Origin of the sequence: Pseudomonas rhizoryzae (assembly GCF_005250615.1) — a bacterium.
Classification (GTDB): domain Bacteria; phylum Pseudomonadota; class Gammaproteobacteria; order Pseudomonadales; family Pseudomonadaceae; genus Chryseomonas; species Chryseomonas rhizoryzae.
Genome location: NZ_SULM01000004.1, coordinates 1 through 19,140 on the forward strand (window position 1 = coordinate 1; position 19,140 = coordinate 19,140).

Below are 19,140 nucleotides of genomic sequence, written 5' to 3' on the forward strand. Positions count from 1 at the left end.
ATCAGCTTGATCTGCGAGGAGTTGCGCAGGGATTCCAGCAGGTCCAGGTTCTCTTCGCCGGGGATGCCGAAGATGTATTCCACACCCTCGTTTTCCAGGCAGCGAACGACCAGGTCGGAGGCCTTCATCATGAGTCTTGTATTCCTTGTCGAGATGGGGAAGGGCGTTCCAGGCTATTGGGTAAAGCCAGAGGCACTTATGATCGATCTTTTAAAAAGAAATGTCATTTCAAAATGGATTTTTTTGGCTGTCGCAGGGGTCCGACTCGCCCCCTTGGCAAGGTCCTATGGGGGCGAGTATGTCTTTTTTGGTTACGAATTTTCGGCAAAGTAGTCCCTTCTTTGCCTCGTTTACGAAATGGCATTCCATTATCTTGGTTTCATGGCGACCGGCTGGAGGGTTTTTCAGTACGGCCGGAAGCGCTATCCCGTGATCACCTCACGCCGACATTGGCAGCGTCGCCCTAGCCGATGTCGCGCTTGCTGCCTGGTCACGTCAATTCCAACAAAAACAATAGAGAGCTATCTATGACCAAGACCGCGAGTGGTGTGCTTGCCTCCTTCCTGGCGCTGTCCCTCAGCTCCTTCAGCGCCCAGGCCGCCTGGCCGGAAGATCGGCCCATCGAGTTTCTGGTCGCCTATGCCCCTGGTGGCAGCACCGATGTCATGGCCCGGGCGATGCAGCCCTACCTGGAGAAGCGCCTGGGCGCGAAGATCGTCATCGTCAACCGCCCCGGCGCGGCGGGCGAGATCGCCTACACCATGCTGAGCAAGGCCAAGCCCGACGGCTACACCTTCGCCTTCATCAATACCCCCGGCTTCCTGAGCACCCGCGTGCAGCGCAAGGTCGGCTACGATCCGGCGAAGATTCGCCCCGTGGCGCGCATCGTCGATGATCCCACCGTGCTGGCGGTACCCAAGGATTCCCCCTACAAGACCCTGGCCGACTTCACCGCGGCCGCCAAGGCGGCGCCCGGGAAGTTCTCGGTCGGCACCTCCGGCGTCGGCACGGATGACCACCTGATGATGGTGGAGCTGCAGCAGCTGACCGACATCAAGCTCACCCACGTGCCTTTCAGTGGCGCGTCCGAGTCGCGCACGGCGCTGATGGGTGGCCATATCAGCGCGGCCGGCCAGAACATCAGCGAGATGAATGCCGACGACGACTTCCGCGTGCTGGCGCAATTCGCCACCGAGCGCATGCCGCAGCAGCCCAACCTGCCCACCGCCAAGGAACAGGGTGTGGACCTGGTCATGACTTCGGAGCGGGGCATCGCCGCACCGTCCGGCGTGCCCGAGGCTATCGAGCAGCGGATGGCCCAGGCGGTGAAGGAGGTCATCGAGGATCCGGCCTTCGTCAAGCAGGCCCAGGATCTGTCGCTACCGCTCGCCTACCTGTCCGGTGAGGATTGGACGGCCCAGATGCCCGCGCAGCTCGAGGGCTACCAGAAGCTGTGGAGCGTCTCGCCATGGGTGCAGTGAAGCGCGAAGCGCGCGGCAGCCGCCCCGACTTGCTCGCCAGTGCCATCTTCATCGGCCTGGGGGCGCTGGTGCTCTGGTCGTCGAAGGACCTGCCGTTCGGCAGTGCGGCCATGATGGGGCCGGGCTATCTACCGGTCCTGGTCGGCTCGCTGGTGATCATCCTCGGCGTCGTCATCGGCCTGCTGGGTTTGTGGCAGCACGCGGAGCCCATCGGCGCCGTGCAGCTCCGGCCCTTGCTGATCCTGCTGGCGTCGGTCGGTGGCTTCGCCCTGGCCGCCGAGTACGCCGGCTTCATCGTCGCGGCCGCTGGGCTGGTGATCTTCGGCAGCATGGCCGACCGCGAGTGGCGGCTGCGTGAAGTGTTGATCTCCAGCGTGGTGCTGACGGTATTCGGCGTGCTGGTCTTCATCTATGGACTGGATGTCCAAATGCGTGTGGGGCCTTTCTGATGGAGTTCTTCGACGCGCTCTACCTGGGCTTCTCCGAAGCCATGAGTCCGACCAACCTGGCCTTCTGCCTGATCGGCGCCCTGCTGGGGACCCTCATCGGCGTGCTGCCCGGCATCGGCCCCACGGCGACGGTGGCGATCCTGCTGCCGATTACCTATTTCCTGCCGCCGCTCGCGGCCCTGATCATGCTGGCGGGCATCTTCTACGGCGCCCAGTACGGTGGCTCGACCACGGCGATCCTGGTCAATCTGCCGGGCGAGGCCTCGGCGGTGGTCACGGCGCTGGACGGCCATGCCATGGCCAAGCGGGGGCGCGCGGGTGCAGCGCTCGCCACTGCCGCCCTGGCGTCCTTCTTCGCCGGTACCGTCGCCACCGTGGCCCTGGCGGTGGCCGGGCCGGTGCTGTCGCGTTTCGCCCTGTCCTTCGGGCCGGCGGAATACGTGGCGCTCACCGTCTTCGGCCTGTTGGCGGCGACCATCCTGGCCAGTGGCTCGGTGATCAAGGCGGTCGGCATGGTCTGCCTGGGGCTGCTGCTCGGCATGGTGGGCATGGACGTGAGCAGCGGCACCACGCGCCTGACCTTCGGTTCCACCGATCTCTACGACGGCATCGATTTCGTGGTGATCGCGGTGGGTCTGTTCGGCATCGCCGAGATCGCCGTCAACCTGGAATCCCGCGAAGCCCGCGGCTCCCTCGCCGGCAAGATCACCCGCCTGTGGCCCACCCGCGAGGACTTCCGCAGGGCCTGGCCGGCCACCCTGCGCGGTACTGCCCTGGGCACCTTCCTCGGCGTACTGCCGGGCGGCGGTGCGACCCTGAGCGCCTTCAGTGCCTATTCGCTGGAAAAGAAGGTGTCGAAGACGCCGGAGCAGTTCGGTACTGGAATGGTGGAGGGCGTTGCCGCGCCGGAGTCGGCCAACAACGCCGGGGCCCAGTCGTCCTTCATTCCGCTGCTGACCCTGGGCATCCCGTCCAACTCGATCATGGCCATGATGCTCGGCGCCATGATGATCCACGGCATCACTCCCGGTCCTTCGGTGATCACCAACCAGCCGGCGCTGTTCTGGGGCCTGATCGCCAGCATGTGGATCGGCAACCTGATGCTGCTGGTCATCAACCTGCCGCTCATCGGCGTCTGGGTGCGGCTGCTGCAGGTACCGTATCGGCTGCTGTTCCCGGCCATCCTGCTGTTCTGCTGCGTTGGGGTGTACAGCGTCAACAACCGTGGCTTCGACGTGGCCCTGGTGATCATCTTCGGCCTGCTGGGCTACCTGTTCCGCAAGGCCAGGTGCGAGCCGGGTCCGCTGTTGCTGGGCTTCGTCCTCGGCCCCTTGCTGGAAACCAACCTGAGACGCGCCCTGCTGATCTCCCAGGGTGACCCGGCCGTACTGGTCCAGCGGCCGATCAGTGCCACCCTGTTCGCCGCCTCGGCCATCCTGCTGGTGATGATGGTGTTGCCGGCCTTTCGCCGGAAGCGGGAAGAAGCCTTCCAGGAGGAAGAGGCCTGAGTGGGGAGGGGGCGACGCGCTGTGCTCGCCCCCCCTTGTTACGGCGCTAGCGGCAGGCGACGGCGAAGGCCTGGGCGATGGTATCGAGCAGGGCATTCTCGGAATCCTGCTTGCGCCGCGCCATGGACAGCTGGCGCCTGGGGGCCGCTGCGCCGAGGGAGACCTCGCGTACCGGATAGGTGCCCAGGTGTTCCGGGCGCAGCCGGGGCAGTACCGAGACGCCCAGACCCAGGCCGACCATGGCGATGATGGCATCGGCGCTGGGCACGTCCAGCAGCGCCTCGCGCTGCGGCACCAGGCCGTCGACGAAGCGGGCCGCCAGCCGGCCGACCACCAGTTTGCGATCCAGCCGAATCCAGGGATACCGCTGCAGATAATGCTCGGGCGCCTGGGGCTCCAGCTGCGCCGGCACGACCAGCACCAGGGGCTCCTGGAGCAGATCCTGCCAATGCAGGCGAGCCGAGCCGCCGCCCGGTGGCCGGACCAGGATGGCCGCATCCAGGCGATCCGCCTTCAGCGCCGCGATCAGCTCGGGCGTGTCGTTCCTCTCCAGCTGCAGGGTGATGCCCGGTGCACGCCTGTGCAGGTCGGCGACCGCCTTCGGCAGCAGCGTCGTCAGGATCGACCCCGTCACCCCCAGGCGGACACGACCGGTCAAGGGCAGGGCGCGCTGGTTGCGTAGATTCTCGATCTCCACCAGGGGCCGAGCCACTGTATCCAGTAGCTGGAGCGCGAAGGGGGTGGGCTGGACCGCGCGTCCCGAGCGGTCGAACAGCGCCTGGCCGAAGTAGGCCTCCAGCTGCTTGATCTGCAGGCTGACCGCGCTGGGCGTCAGATTCACCGCTTCCGCGGCCGCCGCGAAGGAACCGCGCTCCAGCACCGCCCGCAGGGTCATGAAGGCTTCGAGTTTCATGAGATTTTCTCGTCTTTGGCGCGACAAAGAATAACTTTTCTTCGCGGGTACGGCGCCTATGCTGGCCAAAACGACAGGGCCCGCCCATGACTCAGACCAGCCGACTGCAAGACTACCCCTTGGCTTCCCATACCCTGCCCAAGGGCAGCAGCGCCTATCGAATACCCCGGCGCCTGCACGCCATCCTCTCGCTGGATGACTTCGAGGTGGCCGCGCGGCGCCTTCTGCCCAAGCCGCTGTTCGCCTATGTCAGCGGCGGCGCCGAGCAGGAGAAATCGCTGCGCGGCAATCGCGCCGGATTCGACCGCTATGCCTGGGTTCCGCGCGCCTTCACCGATACCTCCGCGCGCAGCCTGGAAACCGCCCTCCTGGGGCGGCGCTACAGCGCGCCCTTCGGCATCGCGCCCATGGGCATCAGCGCCCTGACCGCCTTCGAGGGCGACCTGATCCAGACCCGGGCGGCGAGGGAGGCCAACATCCCGGCGATCATGAGCGGTTCCTCTCTGCTGCCGATGGAGGAGGTGATCCGGGAAAATCCCGACGCCTGGTTCCAGGCCTATGTACCGGGCGAGGATGCCAAGATCCTGGCCCTCGTCGAGCGCGTGCAGGCGGCGGGTTTCAAGACGCTGGTGGTCACCGCCGACGTGCCGGTGTCGGCCAATCGGGAGAATCTGATTCGCGCGTGCTTTTCCACGCCGCTGAAGCCGGATCTGCACCTGGCGTGGGAAGGCATCACCCATCCGCGCTGGCTGCTGGGTACCGCCTTGCGCACTCTGCTCCGGCGGGGCATGCCGCACTTCGAGAACTCCGGCGTCGGCCGCGGCGCGCCCATCGTATCGGCCAATGTGCTGCGCGATTTCGGCGCCCGCGATCACCTGAGTTGGCGCCACCTGGAGCTGATCCGCCGCCACTGGCCGGGCACTCTGGTGGTCAAGGGCATCCTCGCGCCGGAAGATGCCGTGCGCGCCCGGGAGTCCGGTGCGGATGGCGTCATCGTCTCCAACCATGGCGGGCGCCAGTTGGACGGCAGCCTCGCTCCTCTCGTCATCCTGCCGCAGGTGGTCAAGGCGGTCGGGCCGGACTACCCGGTGATGATCGACAGCGGCTTTCGTCGAGGCCATGACGTCCTCATGGCGCTCGCGCTGGGGGCGAAATTCGTCTTCATCGGCCGGCCGATGAACTACGCGGGCGCCGTGGGCGGCCAACCCGGCATCAAGCATGCGATCGGCATCCTGGCGACAGAGGTGGCGCGCAATATGGCGCTGCTGGGGATCCAGCAACCCAGCGACGTCCGGCGGGACAGCCTGCGGATCCTTCGCTAACAGCCGCCATTCGCCAGCAGGGGCGGCTCAGGAAATCCGGTAGATAGCCTTGGCCGTGCCGCTGAACAGCGCTGCCCGGTCATCCTTGTTCCACCCCTGGGTCAGGCGCTTGAAGGCGTTCCACAGCACCCCGTAGGAGAACATGCCCTTGTCCACGGGGAAGTTGCTTTCGAACAGACAGCGCTCGGCGCCGAAGGCTTCCACGCAGGTCAGTACATAGGGCCGCCACAGCTCCGCCAGCTCCGCTGAGCTGGGTGGCGTGGCCCTTTCATCGAAGGCGAAACCGCCGACCTTCATGCCCAGGCCACCCAGCTTCAGGCGCAGATTGCTGCAGCGGGACAGCTCCCGGATGGCGCGAGACCAACTCTGGAACACCGCCTGGCGCTGCTGCGCATAGGGGCCGGCGCCCAGGGGGCCGCCGAAATGATTGAGCACCATGGGCTGGTCGGGGAATTTCCGGGCGAGGGCGAGCACCTCGTCCAGCTGGGTGTGGTACGCCCAGATATCCAGCGACAGGTCATGGCGGGCGAGACAGGCCACGCCTTCGTGGAAGCGGTCCGCCATGAGGATGCCCGCCGGCGGTGGCCGTGGATTGGACACCAGCCGTGGATCGGCATGCCAGGCGGTGGCGTTGCGGATGCCGCGCAGGCGTCCGCCGCTGCGGGCCTGCATCTCTTCCAGGACCGGGACGACCCCCTCGCCCTGGCAAAGATCGGCGCCGGCGACGATGGCGGCGCATAGCCGGCTCTCGCCGTAGAGACCGCTGGCGCTCTGGGCCGCGATGCCGGCGGCGAATTCCACTTCACCCACGGCGTCGAAGGGCGCCGCGCGATCCGCGCTGTACATCGAGCGGCACTGCACATAGACCGAGGCCAGGATGCGATGCCCCCCGTTGGTATCCGCCAGGTACTCGGGCAGCAGGTAGCGCTGGCCGGGGCGGTCCCAGAGGTGATGGTGGGCGTCGACGATGGGCAGCTCGGGCTCCAGGATCGGCTCCTGGACCTGGGCCAGCCAGGCCTCGCGGACCGGGGCGTGGGGGGAGGGCGGGGCGTCAGTCATGGCGATGACTCCCCTTGATGGCTGGCACGCTGCCGCTCAATTCTGCATGCCCCAGCGGCGTACCGTGAGCACCTCGATGCTGCGGAACACCAGGCCTTCCACCACCAGGCCGATGATGATGACCATCAGCAGGCCGGCGAAGACGTTGGAGGTCTCCAGGGCATTGCGGTGCTGGAAGACGTACCAACCCAGGCCACCCGAGTTGCCGGAGACGCCGAACACCAGCTCGGCAGCGATCAGGGTACGCCAGGCGAAGGCCCAGCCGATCTTCAGGCCGGCGAGGATCGAGGGGACCGCCGCCGGGATCAGCACCTTGGCCACCAGGCGGATGCCGCGCAGGCCGTAGTTGCGCCCGGCCATGCGTTGGGTCTGGCTGACCGACAGAAAGCCCGAGTAGGTGTTGAGCGCCACCGCCCAGAGCACCGAATGGACGATGACCAGCATCAGGCTCTGCACACCGAGGCCGAACCAGAGCATGGCCAGCGGCAGGATGGCGATGGCCGGCAGCGGATTGAACATGGCGGTGAGGGTGGCGAGGATGTCGGTGCCCACCCGGGTCGACACGGCCAGGGTGGTCAGCAGCATGGCCAGGGCGATGGCCAGGCCATAGCTCACCATCAGCACCTTGAGCGAGCTGAGCACCGCCAGCGGCAGGGCGCCATTGACCAGGTCGGTCCACAGCGCCACCACGGTGTCGCTGAAGGTCGGGAACATCAGCGGGTTGTCTAGGTAGCGGGCATAGACCTCCCAGATGATGGCCAGGGCGATCAGCACCAGGGTGCGGCGCACCGCTGCCTGGGCGAACAGGCGCTCCGCCAGACCCAGGCGGCGGGCGATATCGCCGACCTGGCCGGGGGCGACCGGGGTGTACTCGAAGTCTGGGCGCGGCTGCAGAACGACGGCGGGCTTAGTCATGGGTGGTCTCGCTGGCGCTGGGGCCGAACAGCATCTGGCTGATGCGCTGGTGGAAGGCGGTGAAGCCGGCCGCGCCCTGCTGGCGGAAGCCGTACTGGCTGGCATCCAGCTCGGCACGGACCTGGCCGGGATGGGGGCTGAGCACCAGGATGCGCGAGCCGAGCAGGATGGCCTCCTCGATGGAGTGGGTGACGAACATCAGGGTGAAGGGTGACTGCTCCCACAGCCCGAGCAATTCCTCCTGCATGCGCCGCCGGGTGAGGGCATCGAGGGCGGCGAAGGGTTCGTCCATCAGCAGGATCGCCGGCTCCATGGCCAGGGCGCGGGCGATGGCCACGCGCTGCTTCATGCCACCGGAGAGCTGGTGCGGATAGGCGTCGACGAACTTCTCCAGGCCCACCTTGACCGCCGCAGCCCGAGCGCGGTCGCGCAATTCGGCGGCGGGGAAGCGCCGGGTTTCCTGGAGCGGGAAGAGGATGTTGCCCAGCACGGTCTTCCAGGGCATCAACTGGTCGAATTCCTGGAACACCATCATGCGATCCGGGCCGGGCTCGCGCACGTCCTTGCCCTGGAGGCGGATGTGGCCCGCCGCCGGCTCGAGAAAGCCGGCGACGCTCTTGAGCAGGCTGGATTTGCCGCAGCCCGAGGGGCCGAGCAGGATGAAACGATCATATTCGCGGACCGCGAAGGAGACCTGGTGGGTCGCGGTGATCAGCTGCTCGCGGGTCTTGTATTGCAGGGTCACGTTGTCGACCTGCAGCAGGCAGGCAGCGGCATCCGGTACGGCGGTGGGAGCGGAGGTCGGTACGGCATTCATCTCAGTTGCCCTCGCCGCTGGCCACGGGATCGAAGAAGACCTGCTGCCAGCGTTGCGGTGCTTCCTTGAGGGCACCACTGCGGACCATGAAGTCGGCCAGGGTCATGACGCCGATGGGCTGCACCGACCATTCGCCACTGACGCCGCGCAGCATCTCTTCCACCTGATCGAGGCTCAGGCTGGAGGGCTCGGACTGCAGGAAGAGTTCGGCGGCCTTGCGCGGCTCGGCCTTGATGAAGTCCTGGGCTTGGCCGATGGCGGCGACCACCGCGGCGCTGAGCGCCGGGTTGCGCTTGACGAACTTGCCGGTGGTGGTCAGCACCCCGCTGGTCATGCGCAGGTCGAGTTCCTTGGAGAAGTCGAACAGCTTGGTGACCTTGGCGTCCCGGGCCAGTAGGTAGCTATAGGGGTTGGGGCCGATGTAACCGGTGATCCCGGCCTTGTTGAGCAGGCTGGCGGTGGCGTCGGGATGGGGCAGGGCCACCATCAGGTTGTCCAGCCGGTGCGCCTGGCCGGGGCCGAAGGTGCGTTCGGCGGCCATCTGCAGCAGCAGGGCTTGCTGGCCGGTGGGGGAGCTCACGGCGATCTTCTGGTCGGGCTTGAAGTCCTTGAGCGACTTGATCGAGGGGTCGTTGACGAACAGCGCATTATCGCCGGCGACCAGGGCGCAGAGCGCGCGGATGTCGAGGGACTTCTGCGTCTTCTGCCAGGCCACCAGGGTGCCGGGCAGGCCGTAGCCACCGATGTCGATGTTGCCGCTGATCAGGGCGTCGTTGATCGCCGGCGAGCCGCTGATGCGCTTGATCTCGAACTGGGTGTCGGGCTGGCCGGCGGCCTTGGCCTGCTCGCGGAAGAAGCCCAGCTTGTCGGCGATGGTCACGGGTAGATAGGCGTAGCCGTACTGGATGGCCAGGGTGACCTGGGTCTGTTCGGTCTGCGCCTGGGCGGGCAAGACGCTACCGAGGGTGAGGCTGGCGGCCAGGCCCAGGACGCGGGCGAACTGGCGCAGGGCGGGACGGGACGAGCGGCCGGACGGCTGCAGCATGGCGTTCTCCTTGTTATTTTTGAAATGCCATTTCTTTTATTGGTATGAGTAAAAGCCAGTCCTGTCAAGGGGTGCTGTGTTTTTGCGAAATTTTCGCTTGCAATTGGCTTCGGCTGTTTTATTTTTGGAACGCTATTCCGCAAATAACAATATCTCGAAGCCTCGGTTTCCTCGGGGAGACTTCGAGCTCTCTCAGGTGCTTGTTCATGAGCTTCTTCGCCGCGCCGCCGACGCTGGAAACCACCGTCTTCACCCGCCTACCCGATCGCTATCGCCAGGCGAAGCGCACGGCCTGGGCCGATGCCAACCGCCAGGGGCGGGCCATCGACTCCTTCCTGGAAGGGCCGTCCTTCGATCGTCAGGGCAATCTCTACGTCACCGATATCCCCAATGGGCGCATCTTCCGCATCGACCCCCAGGGTGAGTGGGAGCTGGTCTGCGAATACGACGGCTGGCCCAATGGCCTGAAGATCCATCGTGACGGCCGCATCTTCATCGCCGACTACAAGCGCGGGATCCTGCTGCTCGATCCGCTGCGCGGCGAGGTGGAAACGCTGCTGGGCAGCGCCGGCTCGGAAGGCTTCAAGGGCGTGAACGATCTGGTGTTCTCGCCGGCTGGGGATCTCTACTTCACCGATCAGGGCCAGACCGGCTTGCAGGACGCCAGCGGTCGGGTCTATCGCCTGGGCGCCGACGGCCAGCTCAGTTGCCTACTGGGCACCGTGCCCAGCCCCAATGGCATCGTCTTCGATCCGCGGTTCAACCACCTGTTGCTGGCGGTGACCCGAGCGCAGCAGATCTGGCGCATCCCGCTGGGCAATGGTCCGCTGATCGGCAAGGTCGGCGTCTTCGCCCAGCTGCATGGTGGGCTCGCTGGTCCGGACGGTCTGGCCTTGGATGAGGAGAGCAATCTCTATATCGCCCATACCGGCTTCGGCTCGGTCTGGCAGTTGTCGCCGGTGGCCGAGCCGCTGGCCCGGCTGAAATCCTGCGCCGGCATCAGCAACACCAACCTGGCCTTCGGCGGCCCCGAGGGGCGCAGCCTGTTCATCACCGAATCCGAGACCGGCAGCATCCTGCGGGTGGAGACCGGCGTACGGGGCCTACCCCTGTTCTCGCACCTGTAAACGGCGCTCCGGCGCCCCTATCAGCACCACAATAATTACAACAGAGGTTATCCATGAGTCAGACCTATCCGGGGGCACAGCCGCCCTTGACCGATGCGGAAGGCGAACAACTGCTCGGGCGTGTCCTGTGGCGCATCCTGCCCTTCATCTTTGCCTGCTACGTGATCAGCTACCTGGATCGCACCAACGTCGGCTTCGCCGCCATCAGCATGAACAAGGACCTGGGCCTCACGGCGACCATGTTCGGCTGGGCAGCGGGTCTGTTCTTCTTCGGTTATTTCATCTTCGAGATTCCCAGCAACCTGCTCATGCAGCGCTTCGGCGCGCGGATCTGGATCGCCCGGATCATGATCACCTGGGGCCTGATCTCCATGGCCACGGCCTTCGCCACCGGCCCGGTCAGCTTCAGTATCCTGCGCTTCCTGCTGGGGGTGGCCGAGGCCGGCTTCACCCCGGGGGTCTACCTCTACTTCACCTACTGGTTCCCCGGGAAATGGCGCGCCAAGGCGACCGCCGCCTTCCTGCTGGGCATCCCGACCGCCAACATCATCGGCTCGCCGCTGTCGGGCTTGCTGCTGGACATCCACGACTTCATGGGGCTGAAGAACTGGCAATTCCTGCTGATAGTGGAAGCCCTGCCGGCGGTGTTGCTGGGTATCCTCTGCCTGTTCGTGCTGGTGGATTCGCCCGCCAAGGCGCGCTGGCTGTCGACCCGCGAGCGCACCTGGCTGACCGAGCGACTGGCCCGCGAACAGCGCGAGATCGGCGCGGCCCATGGCTCCACGCTGCGCGCTGCCCTGACCAATCCCAAGGTCTTCGTGCTGGCCGCCATCAACTTCTGCGGCATCGTCGGCTCCGTGGGCATCGGCATCTGGATGCCGCAGATCATCAAGAGCCTGGGCATGCAGAACACCACCGTGGGGCTGGTGGCTACCATCCCCTATGTGCTCGGCGCCATCGCCATGACGCTCTGGGCCCGCCAGGCCAACCTGAGCAGCCAGCGCTTGCCCTATGTGGCCGGCGCCCTGGGGTTGGCTGCCTGCGGCCTGATAGGCGCCGCGCTGTCGGCCGATCCGCTGCTGCGCATGAGCTGCCTGAGCGTGGCGGTGGCCAGCATCCTGTCCTTCCAGGCGACCTTCTGGGCCATTCCCTCCAGCTTCCTGACCGGTCGAGCCGCGGCGGGTGGCTTGGCGATGATCGTCTCCATCGGCAACCTGGGTGGCTTCGTCGGGCCCTTCGCCATCGGCCTGGTCAAGGATGCGACCCAGAGTTACTCCGGTCCCTTCTATGTGGTGGCCTCGGTGATGGTGCTGGGTATGGTGCTGATGCTCTGGCTGGGCGATCCGAGTCGGCGGGCACCGGTCAAGACCGGCGGCGAGGTGCCGCTGCGCACCTGAGTCTGGATTGAGCGAAAAAGAAGGCGGCCAGGAGCCGCCTTCTGCTTGTGCGGGTCTGGCACCGGTCTCCTGGATGCTGTGGCCGGCGCCAGGCGCGACGGGTGCTCCTGTAGTCATCACTCACGAAGAAGAGGGGCCGCTGTCGCTCGCTGAAGAGGACATGCGCGACCGCTCGAACGCTCTGGTCCAGTCAGGCTATCCAGGCACTCGCCAATAGGTAAGGGAGTTGGGGCGCGGCGACCGCCCCGCGTGACGTTACCGCTCCTGAATGCAAAACGCCCGCTGCGGGCAGCGGGCGTTTCGGGGGGCAGCGGTCCAGCCCAAGCTATACGGGCTGGACAGGAAGACGACTAGGGCAGGGCGCAGCCTTTCTTCTTGAGCGATTCCAGGACCCAGCTGCGGTCATTGGTGCCTTCGGCGATCTGCCGCATCTGCTTCTCTTCGGCGGCGTGCTTGGCGGCGGCGCGGTCATAGACCTCGGCGACCTGATCGTAGGGCACGCAGAGCAGGCCATCGTCGTCGCCGATGATCAGATCACCCGGCTCGATGACCATGCCATCGATGGCGATGGGGACGTTGATCTCGCCCGGACCATCCTTGTAGGGGCCGCGGTGGGAGATGCCGGCAGCGAACATGGGGAAATCGCCCGCGCCGATGTTGGCGGCATCGCGGATGGCGCCATTGATGACGATGCCGGCCACGCCGCGCTTGATCGCATAGGCCACCATCATCTCGCCGATCAGGGCATTGGTCAGGTCGCCGCCGGCATCGGCCACGATCACGTCACCCGGCTGAGCGATGTCCAGGGCGTAGTGCAGCATCAGGTTGTCGCCCGGGCGCGCCTTCACGGTCAGCGCCGGGCCGGCCAGCACGCCCTGGCGGTGCATGGGGCGCAGGCGCGAGCCGCCGGCGGTCATGCGGTTCATGGAGTCGCTGACGTTGGCGACCGGAACCTCACGGTAACGCGCGACCCATTCGGCTGCGACCTTGCGTTGGGCATTGAGAACTCTGAATCCGATGGTCATGGGCATTTCTCTTGTGGGCTTTGTTGGATGCCGCTGGAGCGGGTGTTGAATTTCAGAATGGCATTTCTTTTTTAAACATTCAATGGCCGGATGCTCGTTAATAAATTCCTCGTTACGTCTAGTATTGCAACGCTGTTCCATTATGCTAAGGTCAAAGCCTGCCTTTCTGGCTGTCCGCTCGACGGACGACGTCATAACAACAAGGGACTACCCACATGACCCGCACCCTGCTCCTCACCGGCCCTGAACTCGCTCCCGACGCCATGGCCCTGGCTGCCGCCCATGGCATCCGCGTCGTGCCGACCCAGCCCTACATGCCCGCAGACGAACTGGTCGCGCTGATCCGCAAGGAACAGCCCGACGCCATCATCGTCCGCCAGGGCAAGCTGACCCGCGAGATGATCGAGGCCTCGGCCAAACTCGAGATCATTGCCAAGCATGGCGTCGGCTACGACACCATCGACCTGCAGGCGGCCGCCGACCGGGGCATTCCGGTCACCATCGCCCTGGGCGCCAATGCCCAGTCGGTGGCTGAGCACGCCTTCGCCCTGATGTTCAGCGTCGCTCGGCAAACGCCTTGGCTGAATGCACGGATGCACGCCGGGCACTGGGACAAGGCCCAGTCCAATGGCACCGAGCTGTTCGGCAAGACCCTCGGCCTGGTGGGCCTGGGTTCCATCGGCAGCGTGCTGATGGACCTGGTGGCGCCCCTGCGGATGCAGGTGCGGGTCTACGATCCCTATCTCCAGAGCCTGCCGGTGCGGGATCACGTGCAGCGCGAGGAGAGCTTCGATAACCTGTTGGCCGAGTGCGACGTCATCAGCCTGCATTGCCCGCTGACGGAGGCCAACCGCCACCTGTTCGGCGCCGCCCAGTTCGCTCGCATGCGTCCCGGCAGCCTGCTGATCAACACCGCCCGCGGTGAGCTGATCGATACCCAGGCGCTGGTAGCCGCGTTGCGCGACGGCCAGATCGCCGGTGCCGGCCTGGATACCTTCCATCCCGAGCCGCCGCCAGCGGATAGCGCTCTGTGGGGCCTCACCAACCTGGTGGCGACCCCCCACGTGGGCGCCAACACCACCGAAGCCCGCGACCGGGTCGGTCTGGTGGCGGTGCAGCAGGTGCTCGATCACTGGAACGGTAAGAACGTAGAATCGCGCGCCGTGGTCAATCGTCACCTCATCGCGGCCTGATTCTCGCTTCAGGGCGGGCGGTCTTCCTCCCGGAACCGCCCGCCACGTCTATCTCCACAACAATAAGACGGAGAGCCTGAATGACCTCTTCCACGCCCGAGATCAGCGAACTGGAACGCAGCACCATGCGCCGCGTTGCCTGGCGCATCCTGCCGTTCCTGATCGTCTGCTACCTCATCGCCATCATCGACCGCGGCAACATCGGCATGGCCTCGCTGGAGATGAACAAGGATCTCGGCCTGACGCCGGCGATCTTCGGTTTCGCCAGCAGCCTGTTCTTCTTTTCCTATTTCCTGGTTGAGGTGCCGAGCAATCTGGCGCTGCAACGCTTCGGCGCGCGCATCTGGATCGCCCGGATCATGATCACCTGGGGCCTGATCTCGGCCGGCACCGCCTTCGTCCAGGGGGCCAACTCCCTGTATGTGATGCGCTTCCTGCTGGGCGCCGCGGAAGCTGGCTTCTTCCCCGGCGTGTTGCTGTACCTCACCTACTGGCTGCCCTCCAACTATAGAGCGCGCATGGTCGCCCTGTTCATGGTGGCGATCCCGGGCGCCAACTTCCTCGGTTCACCGCTCTCGGGCCTGCTGCTGAGCCTGGATGGCTGGATGGGCATGCGCGGCTGGCACTGGCTGTTCATCCTGGAAGGCATCCCGGCGGTGCTGCTGGGCGTGGCCTGTCTGTTCGTGCTCACCGATCGCCCGGAACAGGCCAAGTGGCTGAGCGACGAACAGCGCAACTGGCTGACCCTCAAGCTGGCCGAGGAGCGCGGGCGCAAGACCAGCATTGGCCATATTTCCCTGTGGCAACTGCTCAAACACAAGGACATCTGGGTCATGGCGCTGATCTATTCCGGTGCGTCGGCGGCCGGTACCACCATGAGCGTCTGGGCACCGCAACTGCTCAAGACCTTCGGCCTGTCCAACCTGCAGATCGGCCTGACCAATGCCATTCCCTATGGCTTGGCGTCCGTGGCGATGATCCTCTGGGGCCGTAGCTCGGATCGGAGTGGCGAGCGCCGCTGGCACACCTCGGTCACCCTGCTGCTGATCTCCGTGGGATTGTTCTTGGGCATGTTCACCTCGTCCCTGACCTCCACGGTGATCCTGCTGAGCCTGGTACTGATCGGGGCTTACTCGATGAAGGGCCCGTTCTGGGCGCTGGCGTCGGGCTGGCTGTCGTCGTCCACCGCCGCCGCCGGCCTGGCCGCCATCGGTGCCCTGGCCAACCTGATCGGGGGCGGGGTGATGGTCAACGTCTATGGCGCCATCCATGGCGCGACCCACAGCCACGCCCTGGCGGTACTGCCGCTGGCTACCCTGTGCGCCATCAGTGGCCTGCTGGTGCTGGTCATGGGCCGCAAGGCCGCGCGGGCCAAGGCAGAAGCCCAGACCGTAGCGACCAACGCCGGTTAGCGGCTCCGCTGCAAAGGCTGCCGACCGCACGTCGGCGGCTTCACGACTCAGCCAAGCACTGCTCACTGCCGGCCCCAGCGGCCGGCAGTCTATCGAGGATTTCTCCATGACCTTCAATCGTCGGCGCTTCCTGAAAGCGAGCGCCCAGGCGAGTGCCGCCCTGTGCCTGTTCGACGCCCTCGGCGTCCAGGCTGCCACCCCGTTCTCCAGTATCCAGATGGCACCCAAGCTCAAGGCTCCGGCTGGTAGCGTCGACTGCCACATGCATCTCTACGATGACCGCTACCCGGCCGTCCCGGGTGCCAAGTTGCTACCGCCCAATGCGTCGCTGGACGACTATCGCCAGCTCCAGGAGTTGTTGGGGTTGCAGCGGATGGTCATCGTCACCCCTTCCACCTATGGCACCGACAATCGCTGCATGCTCGATGGCCTGGCGCGCAGCGGAGGGCAGGCCCGGGGCGTAGCGGTCATCGACCGGCACATCACGGATGCCGAGCTACAGGAGCTGCACAAGGCCGGCGTACGCGGTATCCGCTTCAACCTCAGCTTCGGCGGTGCCGATCTGGACGATCTCGAGCCCCTGGCGGCGCGGATCGCCGAACTGGGCTGGAATGTCCAGGTGGTCGCTCCGGGCAATCAGTTGGTGGAGCTGGAAAGCCGCCTGCAGCGGCTACCTACGCCGCTGGTGATCGACCACATGGGCCATGTGCCGCAACCGGAGGGGATCAATTCGGCAGCCTTCGCCGTCGTGGCCCGCCTACTGGACGCCGAGCGCACCTGGGTGAAGCTGTCGGGCCCTTACATCAAATCGCGCAGCGGTGCGCCGGACTACGCTGATGTGGGCGCCGTAGCGCGGGAGCTGGTGCGTCGCCATCCGGAACGGCTGCTGTGGGGCAGCGACTGGCCGCATCCCACGGTGGTCAGCGGCAACAAGCCGGACGATGGCCACATCTTCGACCTGCTGGCCGACTGGGCGCCCGATGAAAAGGTGCGCACCGCCATCCTGCGCGACAATCCGGTCAGTCTGTACGGCTTTTGAGGGCGTATCCCGGCGGCTGCGAGTATCCCTCACCCCGGCCCTCTCCCAACGGGAGAGGGGGCGTTCAGGCAGGGCATTGAGTTGCGGCTGGCTTCGTAGGTTGCGGCTGAGCGCAGCGAAGCCCAACACCACACTCAGCTATCAACTGTCAGCCTTTCAGCCTAGATCCCCATTGAGCTTGCGCAGCAGGCGCAGCAGCTCGGCGCGTTCAGTGTCGTCCAGCGGAGCGCTGGCGGCGCGGTCGCTGGCGGCGGCGCGTACCTTGAGTTCGCCCACCAGGGCGCGACCCTGGTCGGTGAGGTGCAGGGCGTAGGCGCGGCGGTCCTGGGTATCCCGTACGCGGGCGGCCAGGCCCTGGCTTTCGAGCTTGTTCAGCAGCAGCACCAGTTGTGGCGGCTCGATGGCCAGGCGGCGCGCCAGGTCGGCCTGCATCAGGCCCGGCTCCTGTTCGAGGATCACCAGGGCGGTGAATTGGGCGGGGCGCAGGTCATATTCGGCCAGGCTATCCACCAGGTGCTGGAACATCTTCATCTGGGCGCGGCGCAGGGCATAGCCTACGGCGGTATCCAGCCAGGGGGTGGTGGCGGTGTCCAGGGGCACAGCGTCGTTAGGTGAAATCATCGGCGGGGAAGGCTTCCGTCGGATCGGGCGGGAGTAGGGCTCTGAGCCCTCATTCTAGTCCAGATCCCGTTTGGCGCGCTGATGACGATAGGCGAATTGGGCGCGGCTCAGGCCCAGCAGCCGCGCCGCAGCGGCGACGTTGCCGCGGCTGAGTGCCAGGGCTTCGTCCAGCAGCTCGGCTTCCAGCGTTCCCAGGTGCAAAGGGCGCTCGACGTCCACGCCCAGGCGTTCCAGCCAGCCTGCCGCCTCCGGCTCCACCACATCGATCGGTAGCGGTTCGCCACGAAACAGGTGGGGCAGGTCGATGAGTTCGCCGGGGTCGCTGGCGATCACCCCGCGCTCCACCAGATTCTGCAATTCGCGCACGTTACCGGGGAAGTCGTAGCGCAGCAGCGCCTTGAGGGCGCGCATGGTCAGGCCCACCGGCGGCCGGTCGTAGGCCGCGCAGAAGCGCCGCAGGAACAGGTCCACCAGCAGCGGGACGTCGTCACGGCGATCACGCAGCGGCGGGATGCCGATGGGGTAGACGTTGAGGCGATAGAAGAGGTCTTCGCGAAAGTCACCGCGGCGTACCGCCTCGCGCAGGTCCAGGTTGGTGGCGGCGATCACCCGCACGTCCACCTTGAGGGTGCGGCTACCGCCGACCCGCTCGATCTCACGCTCTTGCAGGGCGCGCAGCAGCTTGCCCTGGCCGGGCAGGCTCAGGCAGGCGATCTCGTCGAGGAACAGGGTGCCGCCCTGGGCCCGTTCGAAGCGTCCGGCACGGGACTGATTGGCACCGGTGAAGGCGCCGCGCTCCACGCCGAACAGTTCGGCCTCGATGAGGTTTTCGGGGATGGCCGCGCAGTTCAGCGCAACGAAGGGGCCGTCGGCACGCTGGCTCAGGCGGTGCAGATGGCTGGCGAACAACTCCTTGCCCACCCCGGATTCGCCGGTGAGCAGCACCGTGGCCGGCGTGGGCGCGACCCGTTGCAGCGCCTGGAAGGCGCTGTTGAAGGCGGCCGAGGCGCCCACCAGCGGTTGCTGGCCCTCGGTGGCCGGGGGCAGGGGCGCGGGTAGGCGTTCCCTGAGGCTGGCTTGGGGAGTGCTGTCACCGGCGGTATTGAGATAGCGCAGGTCCTCCGCCACGTCGGGCCAGCGCTCGGCGTTGCGGCCTTCGACCCGACACACGCCATGGCCCATGGCGCGGCATTCCACCTCGCGAAAGATCACCAGGCGGCCGAACAGGCTGCTGACGTAGCCGATGGCATAGCCGGTTTCCATCCAGCAGGCGGGATCGCTGCCCTGGCCATGGGCGATCTGGTGCTCGTCGCATTCGGCGGAATGGTGCCAGAGGAATTCGCCGCCGTAGCGACCCTGGTCGACATCGAATTCGAAATGCAGCGGCTCGACCCGCACCAGGCCTTCCAGCCCATGCAGGCGGGTGCCGGCGGCGAAGATGGCCGCGGCATCGGCCTGCGGCCAGCGCTTGCGTACCAGCTCGGCATCGCGCACCCCGGAGAGATAGCCGACCCGGGTCAGGAGACCGCGGGCACGCTCCTGACCCAGGGCGCCGATCAGTTCGCGGCGCAGGGCGCCGAAGGAAGAGGCGTGCATCAGCAGCATGCGCTGGTCATGGAGCCAGATGCGCCCATCGCCGGGGGAGAAGAACAGGCACTCGGCCAGTTCCGCCTGGGTCGGGGTGGCACTGCCGTCCCAGGCCCGGCTGTCGCCACTGTGCCAACCCGGCGTGCCCTGTTGCAGATCGGTGAGAGACAGGCGCTCGGCCATGGCACGACTCCGCGAGGTGCGCAAATGCGCAATCGAGAAAATGGTTA

19 protein-coding genes are annotated in these 19,140 nt (G+C 66.1%); 10 read left to right on the plus strand and 9 right to left on the minus strand.

Annotated features, from left to right (window positions below):
• On the minus strand, positions 1 to 131 hold a 131-nt coding region (locus FAZ11_RS06570), incomplete at its 3' end, for a thiamine pyrophosphate-binding protein (RefSeq protein WP_137283163.1).
• Here FAZ11_RS06570 and FAZ11_RS06575 point away from each other — a divergent pair.
• From FAZ11_RS06575 to FAZ11_RS06590, 4 genes are all read left to right on the plus strand, one after another.
• Positions 130 to 333 carry a hypothetical protein gene (locus FAZ11_RS06575; protein ID WP_058773942.1) on the plus strand — a complete coding sequence of 68 codons (204 nt, stop codon included), beginning with the start codon at positions 130 to 132 and terminating at the stop codon, positions 331 to 333. The genes FAZ11_RS06570 and FAZ11_RS06575 overlap by 2 nt on opposite strands.
• A 194-nt stretch (positions 334 to 527) precedes the next feature.
• The gene (locus tag FAZ11_RS06580; protein ID WP_058767882.1) at positions 528 to 1,481 is read left to right on the plus strand and encodes a tripartite tricarboxylate transporter substrate binding protein; all 954 of its coding nucleotides are present in this window, start codon (positions 528 to 530) and stop codon (positions 1,479 to 1,481) included.
• Complete coding sequence (locus FAZ11_RS06585) at positions 1,469 to 1,930, plus strand: tripartite tricarboxylate transporter TctB family protein (RefSeq protein WP_058773943.1); 462 nt, start codon at positions 1,469 to 1,471, stop codon at positions 1,928 to 1,930. The genes FAZ11_RS06580 and FAZ11_RS06585 overlap by 13 nt, the downstream gene beginning before the upstream one ends.
• The gene (locus FAZ11_RS06590) at positions 1,930 to 3,438 is read left to right on the plus strand and encodes a tripartite tricarboxylate transporter permease (protein WP_058773944.1); all 1,509 of its coding nucleotides are present in this window, start codon (positions 1,930 to 1,932) and stop codon (positions 3,436 to 3,438) included. The genes FAZ11_RS06585 and FAZ11_RS06590 overlap by 1 nt, the downstream gene beginning before the upstream one ends.
• Before the next feature lie 46 nt (positions 3,439 to 3,484).
• On the opposite strand, the gene FAZ11_RS06595 is transcribed toward FAZ11_RS06590, so the two are convergent.
• The gene (locus FAZ11_RS06595; protein WP_058773945.1) at positions 3,485 to 4,351 is read right to left on the minus strand and encodes a LysR family transcriptional regulator; all 867 of its coding nucleotides are present in this window, start codon (positions 4,349 to 4,351) and stop codon (positions 3,485 to 3,487) included.
• An 86-nt stretch (positions 4,352 to 4,437) separates the two neighbouring features.
• On the opposite strand from FAZ11_RS06595, the gene FAZ11_RS06600 reads away from it, so the two are divergent.
• Positions 4,438 to 5,673 carry an alpha-hydroxy acid oxidase gene (locus tag FAZ11_RS06600; protein WP_137279571.1) on the plus strand — a complete coding sequence of 412 codons (1,236 nt, stop codon included), beginning with the start codon at positions 4,438 to 4,440 and terminating at the stop codon, positions 5,671 to 5,673.
• A gap of 27 nt (positions 5,674 to 5,700) precedes the next feature.
• Here the strand turns inward: FAZ11_RS06600 and FAZ11_RS06605 are convergent, their stop codons facing one another.
• Genes FAZ11_RS06605 through FAZ11_RS06620 form a run of 4 tightly spaced genes read right to left on the minus strand, consistent with a single transcriptional unit; the run spans position 5,701 to position 9,509 of the window.
• Positions 5,701 to 6,732, minus strand: coding sequence for an amidohydrolase family protein (locus FAZ11_RS06605; protein ID WP_058761081.1), 1,032 nt, complete (start codon positions 6,730 to 6,732; stop codon positions 5,701 to 5,703).
• A gap of 36 nt (positions 6,733 to 6,768) precedes the next feature.
• On the minus strand, positions 6,769 to 7,647 hold the full coding sequence (locus FAZ11_RS06610) for an ABC transporter permease (protein ID WP_058761080.1): 879 nt from the start codon (positions 7,645 to 7,647) through the stop codon (positions 6,769 to 6,771).
• Positions 7,640 to 8,464: an ABC transporter ATP-binding protein gene (locus FAZ11_RS06615; RefSeq protein ID WP_058773946.1), complete on the minus strand. Its 825-nt coding sequence runs from the start codon at positions 8,462 to 8,464 to the stop codon at positions 7,640 to 7,642. Before FAZ11_RS06615 ends, FAZ11_RS06610 begins: the two co-directional genes overlap by 8 nt.
• 1 nt (position 8,465) lies before the next feature.
• A complete protein-coding gene (locus FAZ11_RS06620; RefSeq protein ID WP_058773947.1) occupies positions 8,466 to 9,509 on the minus strand; it encodes an ABC transporter substrate-binding protein in 1,044 nt (347 codons plus the stop codon).
• Positions 9,510 to 9,715: 206 nt separating this feature from the next.
• Between FAZ11_RS06620 and FAZ11_RS06625 the strand changes: the two genes are divergently transcribed.
• Together FAZ11_RS06625 and FAZ11_RS06630 are read left to right on the plus strand one after the other, a co-directional pair.
• Positions 9,716 to 10,636 carry an SMP-30/gluconolactonase/LRE family protein gene (locus tag FAZ11_RS06625; protein ID WP_058761077.1) on the plus strand — a complete coding sequence of 307 codons (921 nt, stop codon included), beginning with the start codon at positions 9,716 to 9,718 and terminating at the stop codon, positions 10,634 to 10,636.
• 53 nt (positions 10,637 to 10,689) lie between these two features.
• The gene (locus FAZ11_RS06630; RefSeq protein ID WP_058773948.1) at positions 10,690 to 12,033 is read left to right on the plus strand and encodes an MFS transporter; all 1,344 of its coding nucleotides are present in this window, start codon (positions 10,690 to 10,692) and stop codon (positions 12,031 to 12,033) included.
• A gap of 350 nt (positions 12,034 to 12,383) precedes the next feature.
• Here FAZ11_RS06630 and FAZ11_RS06635 read toward each other — a convergent pair whose 3' ends face one another.
• On the minus strand, positions 12,384 to 13,058 hold the full coding sequence (locus FAZ11_RS06635) for an RraA family protein (RefSeq protein WP_058761075.1): 675 nt from the start codon (positions 13,056 to 13,058) through the stop codon (positions 12,384 to 12,386).
• Between the two features lie 215 nt (positions 13,059 to 13,273).
• Here FAZ11_RS06635 and FAZ11_RS06640 point away from each other — a divergent pair, with 215 nt between their 5' ends.
• The 3 genes from FAZ11_RS06640 to FAZ11_RS06650 all read left to right on the plus strand — a co-directional run bounded on the left by FAZ11_RS06640 (position 13,274) and on the right by FAZ11_RS06650 (position 16,702).
• Complete coding sequence (locus FAZ11_RS06640; protein ID WP_058773949.1) at positions 13,274 to 14,251, plus strand: hydroxyacid dehydrogenase; 978 nt, start codon at positions 13,274 to 13,276, stop codon at positions 14,249 to 14,251.
• 80 nt (positions 14,252 to 14,331) lie between these two features.
• Positions 14,332 to 15,663 (plus strand): MFS transporter, encoded by a 1,332-nt coding sequence (locus FAZ11_RS06645; protein WP_058773950.1) that lies wholly within the window; start codon positions 14,332 to 14,334, stop codon positions 15,661 to 15,663.
• A gap of 106 nt (positions 15,664 to 15,769) precedes the next feature.
• On the plus strand, positions 15,770 to 16,702 hold the full coding sequence (locus tag FAZ11_RS06650) for an amidohydrolase family protein (protein ID WP_058773951.1): 933 nt from the start codon (positions 15,770 to 15,772) through the stop codon (positions 16,700 to 16,702).
• Between the two features lie 156 nt (positions 16,703 to 16,858).
• On the opposite strand, the gene FAZ11_RS06655 is transcribed toward FAZ11_RS06650, so the two are convergent.
• Both FAZ11_RS06655 and FAZ11_RS06660 read right to left on the minus strand, forming a co-directional pair.
• Positions 16,859 to 17,323, minus strand: a complete 465-nt coding sequence (locus FAZ11_RS06655; protein WP_058761071.1) for a MarR family winged helix-turn-helix transcriptional regulator — start codon at positions 17,321 to 17,323, stop codon at positions 16,859 to 16,861.
• Positions 17,324 to 17,377: 54 nt separating this feature from the next.
• Complete coding sequence (locus FAZ11_RS06660) at positions 17,378 to 19,093, minus strand: sigma-54-dependent Fis family transcriptional regulator (protein WP_058773952.1); 1,716 nt, start codon at positions 19,091 to 19,093, stop codon at positions 17,378 to 17,380.
• Positions 19,094 to 19,140 lie beyond the last annotated feature (47 nt).

Excerpts from the sequence above, each read along its gene's own strand:
- FAZ11_RS06575 (WP_058773942.1), top strand. The coding sequence starts at position 130 with ATGAGTCTTGTATTCCTTGTCGAGATGGGGAAGGGCGTTCCAGGCTAT.
- FAZ11_RS06580 (WP_058767882.1), top strand. The coding sequence starts at position 528 with ATGACCAAGACCGCGAGTGGTGTGCTTGCCTCCTTCCTGGCGCTGTCC.
- FAZ11_RS06585 (WP_058773943.1), top strand. The coding sequence starts at position 1,469 with ATGGGTGCAGTGAAGCGCGAAGCGCGCGGCAGCCGCCCCGACTTGCTC.
- FAZ11_RS06590 (WP_058773944.1), top strand. The coding sequence starts at position 1,930 with ATGGAGTTCTTCGACGCGCTCTACCTGGGCTTCTCCGAAGCCATGAGT.
- FAZ11_RS06595 (WP_058773945.1), bottom strand. The coding sequence starts at position 4,351 with ATGAAACTCGAAGCCTTCATGACCCTGCGGGCGGTGCTGGAGCGCGGT.
- FAZ11_RS06600 (WP_137279571.1), top strand. The coding sequence starts at position 4,438 with ATGACTCAGACCAGCCGACTGCAAGACTACCCCTTGGCTTCCCATACC.
- FAZ11_RS06605 (WP_058761081.1), bottom strand. The coding sequence starts at position 6,732 with ATGACTGACGCCCCGCCCTCCCCCCACGCCCCGGTCCGCGAGGCCTGG.
- FAZ11_RS06610 (WP_058761080.1), bottom strand. The coding sequence starts at position 7,647 with ATGACTAAGCCCGCCGTCGTTCTGCAGCCGCGCCCAGACTTCGAGTAC.
- FAZ11_RS06615 (WP_058773946.1), bottom strand. The coding sequence starts at position 8,464 with ATGAATGCCGTACCGACCTCCGCTCCCACCGCCGTACCGGATGCCGCT.
- FAZ11_RS06620 (WP_058773947.1), bottom strand. The coding sequence starts at position 9,509 with ATGCTGCAGCCGTCCGGCCGCTCGTCCCGTCCCGCCCTGCGCCAGTTC.
- FAZ11_RS06625 (WP_058761077.1), top strand. The coding sequence starts at position 9,716 with ATGAGCTTCTTCGCCGCGCCGCCGACGCTGGAAACCACCGTCTTCACC.
- FAZ11_RS06630 (WP_058773948.1), top strand. The coding sequence starts at position 10,690 with ATGAGTCAGACCTATCCGGGGGCACAGCCGCCCTTGACCGATGCGGAA.
- FAZ11_RS06635 (WP_058761075.1), bottom strand. The coding sequence starts at position 13,058 with ATGACCATCGGATTCAGAGTTCTCAATGCCCAACGCAAGGTCGCAGCC.
- FAZ11_RS06640 (WP_058773949.1), top strand. The coding sequence starts at position 13,274 with ATGACCCGCACCCTGCTCCTCACCGGCCCTGAACTCGCTCCCGACGCC.
- FAZ11_RS06645 (WP_058773950.1), top strand. The coding sequence starts at position 14,332 with ATGACCTCTTCCACGCCCGAGATCAGCGAACTGGAACGCAGCACCATG.
- FAZ11_RS06650 (WP_058773951.1), top strand. The coding sequence starts at position 15,770 with ATGACCTTCAATCGTCGGCGCTTCCTGAAAGCGAGCGCCCAGGCGAGT.
- FAZ11_RS06655 (WP_058761071.1), bottom strand. The coding sequence starts at position 17,323 with ATGATTTCACCTAACGACGCTGTGCCCCTGGACACCGCCACCACCCCC.
- FAZ11_RS06660 (WP_058773952.1), bottom strand. The coding sequence starts at position 19,093 with ATGGCCGAGCGCCTGTCTCTCACCGATCTGCAACAGGGCACGCCGGGT.